General features: G+C 64.4%; 10 protein-coding genes and 1 tRNA gene. 5 read left to right on the top strand and 6 right to left on the bottom strand.

Features of this window, described 5'->3' with window-relative positions; genetic code table 11:
* Positions 1 to 59 precede the first annotated feature (59 nt).
* Positions 60 to 866: an ABC transporter permease gene (locus ACTNFK_RS05325; protein ID WP_435936355.1), complete on the top strand. Its 807-nt coding sequence runs from the start codon at positions 60 to 62 to the stop codon at positions 864 to 866.
* 73 nt (positions 867 to 939) lie between these two features.
* Positions 940 to 1,665: an ABC transporter ATP-binding protein gene (locus tag ACTNFK_RS05320; protein ID WP_435936385.1), complete on the top strand. Its 726-nt coding sequence runs from the start codon at positions 940 to 942 to the stop codon at positions 1,663 to 1,665.
* Positions 1,666 to 1,706: 41 nt separating this feature from the next.
* Here ACTNFK_RS05320 and ACTNFK_RS05315 read toward each other — a convergent pair whose 3' ends face one another.
* On the bottom strand, positions 1,707 to 2,936 hold the full coding sequence (locus ACTNFK_RS05315) for a CDP-glycerol glycerophosphotransferase family protein (protein WP_435936354.1): 1,230 nt from the start codon (positions 2,934 to 2,936) through the stop codon (positions 1,707 to 1,709).
* A 63-nt stretch (positions 2,937 to 2,999) separates the two neighbouring features.
* Here ACTNFK_RS05315 and ACTNFK_RS05310 point away from each other — a divergent pair, with 63 nt between their 5' ends.
* Positions 3,000 to 4,040: a glycosyltransferase family 2 protein gene (locus ACTNFK_RS05310; RefSeq protein ID WP_435936352.1), complete on the top strand. Its 1,041-nt coding sequence runs from the start codon at positions 3,000 to 3,002 to the stop codon at positions 4,038 to 4,040.
* Here the strand turns inward: ACTNFK_RS05310 and ACTNFK_RS05305 are convergent.
* The 3 genes from ACTNFK_RS05305 to ACTNFK_RS05295 form a co-directional block, all read right to left on the bottom strand.
* Positions 4,026 to 6,410 carry a CDP-glycerol glycerophosphotransferase family protein gene (locus ACTNFK_RS05305; RefSeq protein ID WP_435936351.1) on the bottom strand — a complete coding sequence of 795 codons (2,385 nt, stop codon included), beginning with the start codon at positions 6,408 to 6,410 and terminating at the stop codon, positions 4,026 to 4,028. The genes ACTNFK_RS05310 and ACTNFK_RS05305 overlap by 15 nt on opposite strands.
* Before the next feature lie 108 nt (positions 6,411 to 6,518).
* Positions 6,519 to 7,838: a S1C family serine protease gene (locus ACTNFK_RS05300; protein WP_435936350.1), complete on the bottom strand. Its 1,320-nt coding sequence runs from the start codon at positions 7,836 to 7,838 to the stop codon at positions 6,519 to 6,521.
* A gap of 106 nt (positions 7,839 to 7,944) precedes the next feature.
* Positions 7,945 to 9,858: a hypothetical protein gene (locus ACTNFK_RS05295; protein WP_435936349.1), complete on the bottom strand. Its 1,914-nt coding sequence runs from the start codon at positions 9,856 to 9,858 to the stop codon at positions 7,945 to 7,947.
* Between the two features lie 149 nt (positions 9,859 to 10,007).
* Between ACTNFK_RS05295 and ACTNFK_RS05290 the strand changes: the two genes are divergently transcribed.
* Positions 10,008 to 10,081 (top strand) — tRNA-Met (locus ACTNFK_RS05290).
* 218 nt (positions 10,082 to 10,299) lie between these two features.
* Here ACTNFK_RS05290 and ACTNFK_RS05285 read toward each other — a convergent pair.
* Both ACTNFK_RS05285 and ACTNFK_RS05280 read right to left on the bottom strand, forming a co-directional pair.
* Positions 10,300 to 13,374 (bottom strand): UPF0182 family membrane protein, encoded by a 3,075-nt coding sequence (locus ACTNFK_RS05285; RefSeq protein WP_435936348.1) that lies wholly within the window; start codon positions 13,372 to 13,374, stop codon positions 10,300 to 10,302.
* Positions 13,375 to 13,489: 115 nt separating this feature from the next.
* Positions 13,490 to 14,584, bottom strand: a complete 1,095-nt coding sequence (locus ACTNFK_RS05280; protein ID WP_435936347.1) for a YlbL family protein — start codon at positions 14,582 to 14,584, stop codon at positions 13,490 to 13,492.
* Positions 14,585 to 14,717: 133 nt separating this feature from the next.
* Here ACTNFK_RS05280 and ACTNFK_RS05275 point away from each other — a divergent pair, with 133 nt between their 5' ends.
* The gene (locus ACTNFK_RS05275) at positions 14,718 to 16,172 is read left to right on the top strand and encodes a zinc-dependent metalloprotease (protein WP_435936346.1); all 1,455 of its coding nucleotides are present in this window, start codon (positions 14,718 to 14,720) and stop codon (positions 16,170 to 16,172) included.
* Positions 16,173 to 16,180: the final 8 nt, after the last annotated feature.

Here is a 16,180-nt window from a genome sequence, read left to right as displayed (position 1 = left end):
CCTGCGGTTCGCGACTGACTCTCCAGCAATGACACCCGGAATACAGGCAGAATAGGCCTGTGACTTCACCCGCCGACACCCGCAGGCACCGCGCCCCGGGCTCCCCTCGCGCGAGCGCGTGGCGCTCGCTGCGACTCCTGACGGTTCGTGACCTCAAGGTTCGCTACGCAACTTCGGTGCTCGGCTATTTCTGGTCCATCCTCGACCCGCTGCTGATGAGCCTGATCTACTGGTTCATCTTCAGCCAGCTCCTCCCCCGGAGCCTCGGCGAGGAGCCATACATCGTGTTTCTCCTCACCGCCATGCTGCCCTGGGTGTGGTTCAACGGTGCAGTCGGAGATTCAACACGCGCCTTCCTGCGCGACGTCAAGCTCGTGCGCTCCGTCGCGCTTCCGCGGTGGATCTGGGTCGCCCGCATCGTCTGTGCAAAGGGCATCGAATTCCTTCTCAGCTTGCCCGTGCTCGTGCTGTTCGCCCTGATCAACGGCGCGAGCGTGAACTGGTACATCGTGCTGTTCCCGCTGGGAATCATCTTGATGGGTGCCCTCATTTTGGGTGTCGGGCTCATACTGGCACCGCTTGTCGTGTTCTTCCGCGATCTTGAGCGAGCGGCCAAACTAGTGTTGCGCGTGTTGTTCTATGCTTCACCCGTGATCTACGGCGCGAGTGATCTCCCGGCGGTCGTCGCACCGCTCGCGTGGGCCAATCCGCTCTCCGGCATTTTCGCCCTCTTCCGCGCGGGTTTTTTCCCCGATCAACTCAACTGGGCCCTGATTGGTGTCTCATCGGCGATCACCGCGGTGACGCTCCTCGTCGGCATTCTCGTCTTTCGCCGCAGCGTCGGTGGCGTCTTGAAGGAGCTGTAACGTGACCTCATCTCACGAAGTGGCCGCACACAGCGGATCGAGTCCGCAGAACACTCAAGACGCTGCCCCGGCGATCATCACCGCGTCGGGGCTCGGCGTGCGGTTTCGACGCAATCGCGGGGCGAGGCGCAGCTTCAAGGACCTGTTCGCCGGCAAACAACGACGTGCGCGCACAGGTGAATTCTGGGCGTTGCGAGACGTCTCATTCACCGTTCACGCGGGCGAAGCGATCGGGGTGGTGGGGCGAAACGGCCAGGGAAAGTCGACCCTCTTGAAACTCGTCGCGGGAGTACTTCTTCCCGACACCGGTCACGTCACGGTGCACGGAGGAGTTGCGCCCTTGATTGAGCTCACCGGCGGCTTTGCTGGCGACCTGACGGTGCGCGACAACATTCACCTCACGGCCGGCTTGCACGGGCTCAGTCGCGCGGAGCTCGCCGAGCGATTTGATGCAATCGTCGAGTTCGCCGGCGCTCAGGGCGTGCTCGACACGCCGTTTAAACACCTCTCGAGCGGCATGAAAGTGCGCGTTGCTTTCTCGGTAGTCTCGCAACTCGACGAGCCGGTGCTGCTGGTTGATGAGGTGCTTGCTGTTGGAGACAAGGCCTTTCGAACGAAATGCTATCGACGGATCGACGCGCTCCTCGCCGAGGGCAAGACCCTGTTTCTCGTTTCTCACAACGAGCGCGACCTCCGGCGGTTCTGCAGCCGCGGGCTCTACCTCGACCAGGGCAAGCTGCAGCTCGATGGCCCGATCGATGACGTGCTGAACCGCTACAACTCCGAGCACAACAGCTAGGTTTCGTGCGCTGCTAAGCCGCTGCTCAGCCGTTCCCCGAATTACGACCGCGTGCGAGCTTTCCACTCGTCGGCACGCACGAAGAGTGCTTCAATGGCCTCACGGAAGCGCCTGCTCGGGGCCCCGGGTGTGGTGTCGCCGAAGTAGTGCTTCGACCACGTGCCCAGACGCTCGCGCGCGGCGTTGTCCCCGATAACACGATCGAGTACTTCGTCTACTGTCTCCGTATCGCTGGCGCTCAACCACTCGCACACGCTGAGGTACCCGCCCTCATCGATCTCAGCCTCGGGCGCGAGCGGACGCGTGACCATGAGTGGCTTCCCGGTCGCGAGCCGATCGTAGATCATTGCTGAGACGTCGCAGATGGCAACATCCGGCAAGCTGAGTTGCCATCCGAGCTGGGGCGACTGGTCGAAGACGTGATGGGCCGAGGGGTCGCGTCGATTCGCCTCAGCGAGCGCCGCGATAATGCGCTCATTTGCCGCACCAAAGGCGGGATCCACCACCCCGCTGCGCGGGTGAGGCCGATACACCACGCGATGTCGGCCGGTCTGAAGCAGGCGACGCACGAGCGTTTCGCCATGAGAGGCGACTGAACCATAGCTGGCCGCCGGGCGGTCGCCCTCCCACGTCGGGGCGTAGAACACCACGATGCGACCGTCAGCGGGGAAGGGCGGATCGCCCGCAAGGTGATCGGCTTGCGGCCTCCCAATCGCGACGGTGCGCGTGTCAACGTCGTAGTCCCACAGCGCCTTCGACAGTCTGGCACGTGCCGCATCTCCCGCGACAAACGCAAAATCATAGGCCTTGTGCTGATTGCTGGTCATGTACATCTTGTCGCTCTCACCATGATTGATGAACACGTGCCAGCGACTCCCGTACCGCATCATCTGAAAGTTCCTGGTGTTTTGGTTGACATAGAGAATCACCTCGAGCGGTTGCTCGACAATTAGCCGCTCCAGACTGGTGACTTTTGGCGCGAAAGCGACCTCCAGCCCACTCTCGTGCATGAGCTGCCGGGCTCCGGCTGCGTTGCGAGCAATCAAGAGGACCGGGTGTGTTTTCGAAAGCTCGCGGAGCGGTGCATACCACTGCCGCATCTGGTAGATGTTGACGTCGCTGTCAGCGAAATACACCCCGACGCGGAAGTTACCCGCCGGCAGCGGGCCACGGGCGGCGAGCAAATCGCGTACTTCAAAGAAGGCGCGCCGACCCTTGAGTACCCGCTTGGCGAGCCGAATCGCGCGCTTACTGTCCTTGGAAAACTGCATCCTCCCAGCGTAGCCGCGGCCGCTGGGACGATCCTCCCGAGCGGCGCGTGGGAAGATCATGGGGTGCACTTGACTCCCCTGCCCTCACTGCCCGCGGTGAGCTACGTGATGCCGGTCCTCAATGAGGAAGAGCACCTCGAAACCGCCGTGCGCACAATTCTTGGGCAGCAGTACAAGGGCGAGAAAGAAATCGTGTTGGCGCTCGGGCCGTCGACGGACCGCAGCACTGAGATTGCGGATCGCCTGGCCGCTGCCGACCCTCGGGTGCGGCTCGTTGCGAACCCCGGGCGTGACATCCCCATCGGCCTGAATCTCGCGATCGCTGCAAGCCGGTTTCCCGTGGTTGTGCGGGTGGATGCCCACAGCGAGCTCGTGCCCGAGTACACGAGCGCGGGGATCGCCGCGCTGCGTCGCGAGGGCGCGGCGAACGTCGGCGGGGTGATGCAGGCTGCGGGCCGCACCACGGTTCAGCGTGCGATCGCGGCCGGCTACAACAGTCCCTATGGTCTGGGGGGCGGCGCATATCACGGAGACGGAACCCCCGGTCCCGCCGAAAGCGCCTACCTGGGTATTTTCCGTCGGGAGGCAATCGAAGCCGTCGGAGGCTACGATCCAGGCATCCGCCGGGGCGAGGACTGGGAACTCAACCTGCGCATCCGCATGGCGGGCGGAATCGTGTGGTTCGATCCGTCGTTGCGCGTCACCTACTGGCCGCGTGCCAGTCTGCAGGATCTCTCACGCCAGTTTTTCGCCACGGGTGCCTGGCGAGCCGTCTTGGTGCGTCGCCACCCGCGCGCTCATCCGTGGCGATTCTTCGCCCCGGGTGCGCTCGTGCTGGGGTTGACCACGAGCCTCGTCGTGCTCGCGCTCCAGTGCGTCGGGCTCGTACCGTGGGCCTGGTGGTCGGTCGTGCACGCACTGCCACTCGCCTACGCGGGCGCGGTGGCATTTGCCACGACGCGGCTGCCCGCTCTGCACGGAGTGCGCGAACGCCTCGTGGGTGCCGCAGTGCTCGTCACCATGCACGTCAGCTGGGGGGTCGGGTTCCTCGCCGGAATCGCGGGGGGCGCGAGCCGCACCGTGGATCGGTCACGCGCGCGGTAGGGCTCCCCGAGCTTCAAGCGCGTCAACCACGCGTGCTGCGGCACCTCCGTCGTCGTGCGGGGCAAAGGTGTCGCGAAAGCGCTCGGCGGTCGCTGCGTTCTCCAGTATCCATGGGGCGGCGGCGCCATGGGCTGCAAGCTCCTGCGCGCATGCGACAACCGCACTGCGCTCGGTGAGCAGCGGGCCCGGCGCGAGCGCATCGAACTCAAACGTGAAGCCGCGCTCGCGGTCGCGATACTGCGCGAGATCGGGAACAAAGCAGATCGTTGGTACCCGCGCGACCGCCGCGTCAAACATCACCGAGGAGTAGTCGGTCACAAGGAGGTCGGCGGCCAGAATCACGTCGTTCACGTCGGGGTGAGCCGACGCATCGATGACACCACCGTCGACCCCGGCATACGTTCCCAGGCCGTGCGTGCGCGTGTGGCCACGGGCGACCACGACCCAGTCGTCACCCAGCTCGGCGGCGAGCGCACGCGCGTCGAGCTCGTCAACGAGCGCGAGTCGCGAGTCGCGCCACGTCGGAGCATAGACAAGCACGCGTCGGCCACCGGGAATGCCCAGTGTTCTCCGCGCCGTGTCGATGCGCACCGGGCTGCGTTCCGCTCCAGCAAGCGCGTTCGCCAGGCGATCGTCTCGCGGGTAGCCGGTCTCGAGGATCTCCCCGCGGTAGGCGTAGCTGGTGCGAAATTGGGCGGTGGAATGCGGATTCTGAGACAGCAGCAAATTCCAGCGCCTGCTCTCTCGGCGGATCGCGAGTCGCGTGCGCAGCGTGATGCCGGGGCGACCGAGCGCAAGGTGCTTGAGCATCGTGCCGTGCCAGGTCTGCAGCACGGTCTGACCGCGGTGTCTGCGGAATCCGTAACGCAACCAGTCATTGACCACAAGGAGTCTTGCGCAGCGTCGCACGGCGAGCCAGTCTGCCCCACCCACCAGCACGGGGAGTGCTCCCGGTGGCGGGGTGATCCGCTCGCTGATGACGCTCCAGTACCTCGGCACCTCGGGGTGCCTGTTCGCGATCTCTCGGTCGATGGCGAGCGGATTGCAACTGACCTGACGCCCGAAATAGCTTTCGAAAAACACGGCCCCGGCAGAGATCCGTTCGCGCGCCGGCTGTCCAAGCCGCACGATTTCCGCGACGACCCGCGCAGCGGCACCCCCCTCGGGGTGCGCGTGGAACCGCCTCGCAAGGGTGCGTGCGTCTGTCTCAGCCGCACGACGGGCCCGCGATCCCGGAACAATGACTTCGGCCAGGTGGCGAAGGGCCCCGGGCCAGTCCCGCTGCAACTGGCCGGCCGAGGTGACCTCGAGTGGCTCGTACAGTCCCCGGGTCCTGACGTAGTGCTCGAGATCCGGCGCAAACCAAACGATCGGGCGCGCCAACAGCGAGAAATCGACCGCGATCGACGAGTAGTCGGTGATGATCGCATCAAACGCGCCGAGGAGCGGGGTGATGTCGCGCACTGTCTCCGCGCCCAGCAGGTGCACCCGCGTTCCAGTGACCTCGGCGTACGGTCCGGCACCCAGGGGGTGGGGGCGCAACACCAGTCGTGCACCCAAACTCTCCATGAGCTTGTGGATCGACGCTGCCTCCTGTGCGGTCGGAACTCCCGGGTCGGCATCGCCGTCTCGCCACGTCGGCGCATACAGCACCAGGGGCTCTCGACGTTCGTAATCTGCGTCCTCAGGCGGCAGCCCGAGAAGCTCACGCACCTCGATCCGCGCGTTGGCGGCGAGACGCGGATCCGCGGCCTGTGCGGCGACAACATCGTCACGAGGATCGCCCAGCACCCGCACGCGCCCGGGTGCCACGCGATACGCAGTGCGAAGTCGTTCTGCGGCAGTGACCGAGCCGGCAACGAAGAGCTCGATTCGCTTGCTGCCCGCGAGATACATGCGCCGGAGGAGCGTCCGCGCGATCGAGGGGCCGGAAAACTGGGTCGTGACCGGGGAATCGAGATGTAGACGCTTCAGCGGGGCACCATGAATGAGGTGCGTCACACGGGCGCCGAACACTCCGTAACGATTCGCATCGCCGTGTCCGTGGGTGACGACGATTTGCCCGGCACGAAGTGTTGCCCAAAAACCTGACCAGCTGCTCCGGCGCACCGGGGCGAATCCTTCTGCCTCTGCAGCGTGCGCTTCGGCATCAGTAGCTACCGCCCACATGATCTGTGCCTGCGGGTCGGTGTGCCGCAGCGCGCGCGCCACTGCAAGTGCGCCCTCCGCGACACCACTGCCGCTGCCGAATACCCAGCGAGCAGCAGACCGGGGTACGAAGTGTGCGAGTATCCATGCGAGGGCAAACGCGGGAAGCGCGAGAAGCTTCGCCAGGTTCGCGCGCGCAAAGTTCAGTCCGCCATCACTCACGACTGACACCCTATGGCATGCGCGGGGCGCAAAAGCGGAGAGACAGCGCGGGCGCCGCGCAGCCGGTTCATGCCCGGTGAGCGGCGCCCGCGAAGGTTCGTTGCGTGACTACCATTCGAGCGTGCCGAGTGTCACCTCGACCTCGCTCAGCTCGCCACCCCGTGAGTACGTAATGGTCACGTCGCTGCCGCCCGCATGCAACCGAATCATTGCAGAAACCGCGGTGCTGGAATCAACAGCCACGCCGTCCACTGCGGTGATCACGTCGCCGACTCGGAGGCCAGCTTCTTCTGCGGCTCCCCCGGGAACCACCTCGGCGATCAGGCCGCCCTCGCGATTTGCATCTTCGTCGGTGTCTTGGCCTGCCGCCACGACGCTCACACCGAGCAGACCGTGCGACGGCTGCTCGCCGGCGACGATCGCCTCCGCGACGCGCACCGCGAGGTTCGACGGTATGGCGAAGCCCAGTCCGTCGCTTCCGGCCGTCGCTGAATTATCGTTCGATGCCAGCGCTACGTTGATGCCGATCAGTTCGGCGCGCGCGTTCAGCAGCGCTCCACCGGAGTTTCCGGGGTTGATCGATGCGTCGGTCTGTAAGACGGGTACCGCGACGCTTGCACTTGCACGCATCTGTTGCTGGCCCTGATTTTCGGGGGTCTCGAACCGGAAGTCCCATGGGAACTCGTTGCCCCCGTTTGGGTCCTCCGGCGCAACCTCATCATCTGTGCCCTCCGGAACCATGGAGCTGGCGATCGAGATCCCACGGTTGAGGGCGCTCACTACTCCGCTGGTGACCGTATTCGAGAGATTCAACGGCGCACCGATGGCCACCGCGAGATCGCCGACGTTGATCGCCTCAGAATCGGCGATGGCCATCGGTGTGAGCCCCTCGGCATCTACCTTCACCACCGCGATGTCTGCGTAGGGATCACTCCCGACGAGCACCGCGCTCAGCCTGGTGCCATCGCTCAGGCGCACAAAGATCTCGGGGTCGGCGGTCGCACCCGACAGCGTGGCTACGTGAGCGTTCGTAATGATGTACCCATCGGAGGTAAAGATGACTCCGGAGCCCGATCCGCTGCCCGCTGCGGAGGTGACCTGGAGGGTCACCACGCTGGGCGTCGCAACCGCTGCAACCCCGGAGATCGCAGTCGCGGAATCCACGTTCGAGAGCGTCAACGTTCCACCCGTGGCCTGCACGACCGGCGCGCCACCAACATTCGTGGCGATGACCGCCGCTGCGCCGCCACCGACGAGACCGCCGATGATGGCTCCAATGGCGATGCCAGCGACCAGGCCTCCGCTTCGGTTGCGCTGAGGCTGCGGTGCCTGCATCGGCTGGGGAGCCTCTGAAACCTGTTGCACGGGCTGTTGCACGAAGGTCGGGTAGTGGGTGATCGGTTGATCCGCATCGGGGGTCTGAGTCATTGGGGCTCCCTTTCTCGTGTGACCAGCATGCCCGGCAATTCTATGAATTTGACTTGTGTCGACTGGAGAGGTGCTGCGCGCTTTGATTTTGCCTCGCACCCGCCGCTCACGCTCGTGGACGACGGACTCGCGACACAACCAGCAGCGCGACCCCGGTTACGAGGATGGTAAACCCGCCGATCGCCAAAGCCTCGATTCCTGCACCGCCCGTGATCGCGAGCGACTCGGGCACAACGATGCGGGCCGTCTCCGCAGGAACGCCATAATCGTCACACCACTCCTCCACGTATCCACGCCACCTCTCCTGCTGGTCCTCCGCCACGAGGCACGCACGGATGGTCACCCAGCCGCGGGTGCCCTCAGGGAGCGCGATAGGGTCCGAGGTGACCGTTCGATTCGGAGCATTCACCTCAATAAACCCTCGGGCAATTTCTTGTGCGCCCACGGGAAGCTCACTCTGCTGCCGGGGCATCTGAGAGGACTCATAGACGCTGAGACGGATGCGCGCGGGAATTCTGGCGCCCGTCTCGTCGCGCAACCAAGCCCCGCCGTGCAGCGTGGCTGTCAGCCGGTCAGTCAGATGCAACTGATCGATCGTCACTTCATTACTCAGTAGCTCAGTGTTCCAGCGAAGCCGAGTGGCTGTGACATGCCCTTCCTCAACAAGGCCAAACTTGTCAGTGAAGCGGTAGTCGGCAGCAAGGAGCTGCGCACTTCTGACCTCAGGGAGCTGGGTGGTCTCGGCGACCTCCCACACCCAGTAGTAATACCCCGACTCGTCAGGCACGTGCGCGCTGGTGACCTCGTATGATCCGGGTCCATGGTCGGCCACCAATGTGGCCGTTCCCGCAATCGGGGCACCAACGGGAACCGAATCGCTGAGCGTTTGGGGCCGGTTGAACGGGCCGTAGACCACACCGTTCGCCACGATCGGAGCGAAGGTGTATCCCCCCTCGCCATGAACGCGCTGCGCCCAGGGCGCACTGTCTGCACCCACCGATAGGGTGACCCTGTCGGCGAAGGGAGTGCTCTCACGCGGGAGCCACCGCTCAACAACCTGCGTGGACAGGACTGGCAAAAACTGTGTATCGATGGCGATTTCGACGGGTGCCCACTCCCCCGAATAGGTCTCGCTTACCGGCCCGACCGCCCAGCTCAGCGTCTGCTCCTCCGGAACGAGTGACGGGTACACCTCGAGTTGCGCGGGCCAGCCCCGAGAGGGCAAGCTCCACGACCCGCTCACCCGCACGGGATTCAGGCGCTGCCACCCGCTGGGATGCAGGTGCGCGCGCCAGCTCACCTCGCCCGATGCGCTGCTATCAAGCGTCATGACAGTCGAACCATCGGCAAAAGCGCCTCCGGAGATGCGCAGTTCGGTTGCGCCCGCGGGATACGTGACCACCCCCTCACCGAAATCGCCTTCCTCCCGCAGGTGCAGGGCAGGGGGGCTCGGCGGGGACGGAGGAAGGGCGGTGGCGATGGCCTCAGCAACCAATGCGCGCGCCGCATTCATCTGGCTCATGCCACCGTGCTGCTCCACCCAGGCGATGTGATGAGCCAGCCAGGCAGCCTCGCCCGCACCCTCACGAAGCATCCAGATCGCGAACTGCACCGCCACCGCGGTGTCTGCGCTCTGGGTGTCACCGTGAGTCGACAGCACATAGTTGATTCTCCTCAGTGGCTCGCCGCTAATCGGCGCTGTCGATACCTGACCCGACCAGCCGGTGACATCCGACATATCGATCGAGTACCCTCGCAGTTCGTCCACCACATCGGCCCACTGCTGGGTCTGGTTCGGTGGGTTCGCACCAGGCTCGACGCAATAGACGAACTGGCCGTTCGCGAGCTGAAAGGTGCCGACTGGCCATCCGTTGAAGTCAAGCATTCGCCCCGGCGTATACGCTGACGCTGGAGTCTGGCCAGGACCGCCAAGGACGACGATCGAGAGGCCGAGAACCACCGCAAGGCCCAGCGCCAGCATTCGGGCGAATGTAAACGTGCGTGCTCGTAAGCGAGTCATGGGGATCCCTTCGATTTGGTTTCCCCAGCATGCGTGGGCGCGCTTCCCCGCCGCGCCCGCTTTCCACAGGCACGAGAGACCGAAGAAACGCCCTCACCTGGCCTCGATTCGTGCCGCGCAGACTTCCGTGCTAGAGTTAATTCTTGTGCCGCGGGGTGGAGCAGTTCGGTAGCTCGCCGGGCTCATAACCCGGAGGTCGTAGGTTCAAATCCTGCCCCCGCAACGAAAAAGAAAGAGGCGCCCTCACGGGCGCCTCTTTTGTTTTCCCGGTTTCCTCTCGCGGAGCCTCCGCGGCCAGGCCTCTCAGCGTCCAAGTAGCAATCGATTCGCGACCTCGCCCGAGTAACAGAAACGGGCTCGGAAATTTCTTTCCGAGCCCGCCTGTGAGCGCCTAATCTTGAGCGGCTTGCGTTCCCGAGAGAGCGAAGCCACCCGCACCGACTACTCTGCCTGGATGGCCTGCTCAAGTGCGGCCCGAAGCCGCTGATCGGCCTCACCGTATGCGGCCCAGTCACCATCCTTCATCGCCTGATCCCGATCCGCAATTGCCTGCTGCATCGCCTGCAGAGCAGCCTGCATCGCAGCCGACTGTGTGGCCGACCCGGCGCTGGGGGCGGTGTTCTCTCCGCCGTCAGTTGCACCATCCGTGGCGGGCGTCTCCCCCTCGCCGACCGGCACGTCACCATCTCCGGCCTGGGCGCCTGAGTTCCCACCGAAGAGCGAATCGAGCGCTTGGTCAAGCGTGTCTTCGAACGCAATCTGATCGCCGAAGGAGACGAGCACCTTCTGCAGGATCGGGAAGCTCGTACCCGAGGAGGCTTGGACGTAGACCGGCTGCACGTAGAGCAGACCGCCACCGAGCGGCAGAGTGAGCAGGTTGCCACTAATGACTTGGCTCTCACCCTGACGGAGAATATTTAGCAGGTTCGAGACCTGCGAATCGGTGGTGAAGCTGTTCTGTACCTGACCCGGACCCGGCACGGTGTTGCCCTTAGGCAACGTCAACAGCTTGAGCGTGCCGTACCCCTCAGCGACGACGCCGTCTTTCGAACCTGCGTTGGCGTTCGCAGCGAGATACCCGGTCAGGATGTCGCGCTGCCCCTCGCCCTCCGCGGCAGGAATATAGGTCGAGTAGATCGAGAAGTTGGGCTCAGCGCCGGTACCTGCGGAAAGGGTCAGGTAGTAGGGCGGCTGACGCAGTGCGTCGGCGCTCCCGGCTGAAGCTGAGACCGGATCGTTCGGCGTCCGCCACGCATCCTCTGAGGAGTAGAACGCTCCCGCGTCGGTGACGTGGTACTTCGAGAGCACCTCGCGTTGCGCGCGGAACAGGTCGCCCGGGTACCGAACGTGGCTGAGCAGGTCACCGCTCATCTCGTCGACCGGCTTCAGCGTGCCGGGGAAAACGTTGCCCCAGGCCTTCAACAGTGGATCCTCCGCGTCCCACGCGTACAGGTTCACCGAGCCGTCATACGCATCGACGGTGGCCTTCACCGAGTTGCGAATGTAGTTCACCGGATCGATGAGCGGCGAGGTACGGGGATTGTCGGCATCGACCTTGAGCGCGTTGAAATCGTTCAGGTCAGAGTAAGGGTAGTCGGACGAGGTGGTGTACCCGTCGACGATCCAGACCACTCGCCCGTCGACGACCGACGCATACGGAGCAGAGTCGATCGTGAGGTACGGGGCCACTTTCGACACGCGGTCAACCGGGTTTCGGTCGTAGAGAATCTCCGAACCATCGACGACGGCACCCGAGAGCAGGACCTCCATATCTTGGAACTTCAAGGCATAGATCAGCTTCGTGAAGATGTTCGACAGCACCGGGCCACCGCCCCCCGTGAAGGTGGTGAGGTTCTGCCTCGTCCCGTCAGACTCAGCTACGACTTCCTCATCGGCGGCTGCAGCTTCGGCCTCGGCTGCGATCGCGGCCTCTTCCTCGGCGGCAGAAGCTTCCGCGTCTGTCGTGTCAGTCGCACCCTCTGCGGCTGTTTCGTCAGCCGCGGCAGCCGGTTCCGCTGCGGGAGCTTCGCTCTCATCATCAGCTGGATAGTCAAGCTCGATTGGGCGCTCGCGCTCGCCGCCAACGATGGAGTACTCGGGCGAGTTCATACCGAAGTAGATGCGCGGCTCAAACTCGCCGAGGCGCCCACTCGTCGGGATCCCGCTCTCCAGAAACACCGGCTCGCCGCCCTCGGAGCGTTGGTTGCCGTACGCGGCAACTAGTCCATATCCGTGGGTGTAGACGAGCGTGCGGTTGAACCAGCTCGTCTGACTCTCCACGTTGATGTCGCGCACCGCCGACACCGTGTCGACGACCTCACCGTCAATCTCGTAGCGATCAACGCTCAGCGAGTCGGGGAACTGGTAGTACTGTCGGCTCTGCTCGAGCTGCGCGAAGGTCGCCGACACCACTTCGGGGTCGATGATACGAATGTTGGCGGTCGCTACGGCATCGTCGCGAAGCGCACCCGGCTCTGCGGTTGTGACCGCGTCGTAGCGCTCGACCTCAACCTCGTCGATTCCGAACGCGGTACGGGTAGCCTCAATGTTTCGCGCCAGGTAATCACTTTCGAGGCTCTTCTCATCAGGGGTGACCTGGAACTGCTGCACCGCCCACGGATACCCCACGCCGAGAACCAGACTCGACACCAGCAAGAGCACGGTACCGGTGACCGGCAGCCGCCACTTGCCGGTGAACGCGGTGATGATGAAGAGAACCGCTACCAGAACCGCGATCCCCGCCAGAATCTGCTTGCCGGGAATCACTGCGTGCACGCCCGCGAAGGTCGCGCCGGTAAACAGACCTGCGTCGTCGGTCAAGGTGAGGTACTGATCAAGCCAAAGGCTCACACCCTGCAGCAGAAGATAGAGCGTGGCCAGCACAGCGGCCTGAATGCGCGTGGACTTTGAAATGCGCACGTCGCGACCGGAGAAGGCAATGCCACCGTAGAGATAGCTTGTCGCGACACCCGCGAGCAGGCTAATCAGGATAACCGCCGACGCGAATCCCACGATGCCCTGCAAAAGCGGCAAATCAAACAGGTAAAAGGAAATATCGAGGCCGAATTCGGCGTCGGTTGTACCGGTGGGCTCGGCGTTCAGCCACAGCAATACGCTCTGCCACTGTGATGCCGTGGCCAGGCCGGCAAAGAGTCCAAAGACCGCTGGCAAGAGCCACTTGATGAGTCGGCGCAGCGGCTCAACCAATTCCTGATAACGATCGAGTTGCGCGGTGAGTCGCGCATACACCGGGCGCTTCCGGTAGGCAAGATCGATGGCGAAAAACACCGGCACGGCCATCACCACAAAGCCGACGAGGAACATCGCACCTGCGGCGATCCACTGGGTCGTCAGCACCGGCAAGAAGCCGAGCTGATCAAACCACATCACCTCGCCGATGATGGTGGCTGCCGCGAGGAAGCCGAGTATGAGCACCACCACCAACACCACCGTGACGGCGAGGGGTGAGATACGGCGCGGGCGGGCCGGCGAGTCAACTTTGGTCTGGTCGGTCACGTCGATACTTCCTGTAGGGGTCGCGTATTCAGCGTCTTTCCCACCCTATCTGTCCGCTCTGACAAAGCACTGGACACGCACTGGGCAGGATCCGGGCTGGCCGATTCCTGCCCTGTTACACGGGGGCCTCACAACGCTCGAGCCCTGCTGGGGTCTCGCCCGCCTTGACGGCGTCAATGGCGGTAATCGCTTCGGTGAGTGTCGCCACCGGCACGACCTGTACCCCCTCAGGCAGGGACTCTGGGAGATCCCTACAGTTTGCGAGGGGAAGGAGGATGAGGTCCGTGCCCGCGTTTGCCGCGCCCCACAGTTTCTGGGGCACGCCCCCGATCGGGCCGACGGTGCCGACCTCATCAATCGTTCCTGTGGTACTCACGGTCAGCCCGCCCGTGAGCTCACCCGGGGTGAGGAGGTCGTAGAGTGCCAGCGCGAAGGTGAGTCCAGCGCTCGGGCCGCCAATCTTGTCGAGTTGGAACTCGACGTCAAACGGAATCTCGAGTTCCGTGGTGACGGTCACACCGAGTAAGGGTTGTGGATCGCTTCCGCGTGCCTGCGGGCTCACGACAACCCTCAGGTCATTTCCGCCTCGGGCAATGTCCAGGGTGAGCTGTCCGCCGGATCCGGCCTGAGCTAGCGCCGCCTGCAATTCACCAAGCCCTCCGATCTCGCGCTCGCCAGCAGCAAGAATCGTGTCCCCTTGTTCCAGAATCCCCTCGGCCGGACCGCCGTCTACGACGGACATCACCCGCACCTCGCCGGTCAGGGGTTGTCCGAGCTGACCGAGCGCGGCTGCGGTTGCCTGCAGCTGCGAGGTCTCCATCAATTGGGCGTTCGCGGCTGCGCGCTCCTCCGCTGAAATGCCCTCGGGGAAGAGTGCAGAGAGCGGCACCACAGATTGCGTAGGGTCGAACCAGGTGCGCGCGAGTGCCAGCCATGCGAGGGGCCGGTCGGGCGATCCGCTGATCGTCACGCTCAGAATATTGATGGTGCCACTCGTGGGAAAGGTCTCGACCCCCTCAACTGTGATGACGGGGGTTTCCCCTTCCGCGGTGTCGATGCTGCCGAACGCATCGACTACCGGGCCGGGTTGCTCGATAGCGTAGGGGGAAGGAATTGTTGCTGCACCCAGGGTCATGAGCACCAGGAAGGCTGCCCCGATCCACCAGCCGCGCACCCCACCACCTGCCGTCACGTTCGTGTTGTGCGCCACGCTGTCCTTCCGTCATCGGCCCGCTTCCGACATCTGTTCGCAGTGAGCGGAACCCGGGCGGCCGAGTGGGCACAATCTAGCAGCCGATTCTTGAGTGTGTGCCGTAGCGTGGTTTCGAACGCAAGGAGACAGCATGGGCGCGCAAGACCACGAAGGCACACCCGAGGCAAGCGGAGACGATGCCTTCAATGAACTGCAGCGCATGCTGCGCGATTTGCTTGCGGGCGGAGGCGGCCCGACCGACCCGAGTTTCGATCCAGCGACCCTCGCCCAGGCGGCCGGACTCCCGGGCGACCCTGCTGCCCTGCAGGGCCTTTTTGCCTCGCTGCAGCAGGCCATGCAGAATCCCACCGAGGGCATCGACTGGTCCATCACACGGCGTACAGCGATCGAGATCGCTGGCGGAGGCGGGCCGTCGGGTGACCCAGCCGGGGCCCTGCGAGCCTTTCCTGTCGCCTCGCTCTGGCTCGACGAGGTGACCGATGTCGGCCAAGCTCCCGATGCGCCGCGAGCGATCACCCGCATTGAATGGGTACAGCAAAGCGTAGACACGTGGATCAGCCTGGCCGAACCCGTCGCCGACTCCATCGCCCGCGCGCTCACCGATGCCCTGACCGGCCAACTTCCCGAGGAGCTGTCTGGCTCAATCACCCAGTTTGGCCCCATGTTGCGAAGTGTCGGTGGCGCCCTTTTTGCGACCCAACTCGGACAGATCGTGGGCAAACTCTCGCACGAGGTCGCCGCTGGCGGCGATGTGGGAATCCCACTGTTCGCGGGGCCCGGCCGCGAGGGTGGAACCTTGATCCCCAGCGGGGTGACGTCGTTCGCCACCGGCCTCGACCAGGACGCGGAGGCGGTGACGCTCTATCTCGCGGTGCGTGAACTTGCCCACGCGCGGCTGTTTCGCCACACAAAGTGGTTGCGCTTGCACCTCATCACCGCAGTCACCGATTACGCGCGCGGAATGCGCATCGACACCTCACATATCGAAGAGCTCGCGAGGGATCTCGATCCGTCCGACACCTCGAAGATCCAGGACCTGGTCTCCAGCGGTGCTCTGATTCCGCCGAAGACCCCCGAGCAAGAGGCTGCGCACCAACGACTTGAGACGATGCTTGCCCTGATCGAGGGTTGGGTCGACGTTGTCACTGCGGCCGCGGTGACACGTCTGCCGGGTGCCGACGCGATCGGCGAGATGGTGCGGCGCCGCCGTGCCGCTGGCGGCCCCGCCGAGCACGCATTCAGCACCCTCGTGGGCCTTGAGCTTCGTCCGCGCCGCCAACGCGAGGCGGCGGCGGTCTGGCGACTGGTGGCCGAGCGCGGAGGCACCGCTCGACGTGATGACCTCTGGTCGCATCCCGATCTGTTGCCGACGGCCGAAGAGCTCGATCACCCGGCCCGCTTGCTCGAGCGACTGGGCCTCGCTGGTGTCGAACCCGCAGCCTCCGAGCCAGATGATTTTGATCGGGAACTCGCACTGCTACTTGATGGTGACCTGCCGTCAGCGGGGAGCGACACGGGCCAGTTTGGCGAGGGCGATTCCGGCGAGAACCGCCGCGGCGAGGAGCCAACTCCTCCACCGGTGTAATCCCCCTC

The organism is Leucobacter fengyongliangi, from assembly GCF_052386045.1.
Note: the sequence above shows the minus strand (reverse complement) of the source record. Positions and strands in the feature narration are given on the sequence as shown.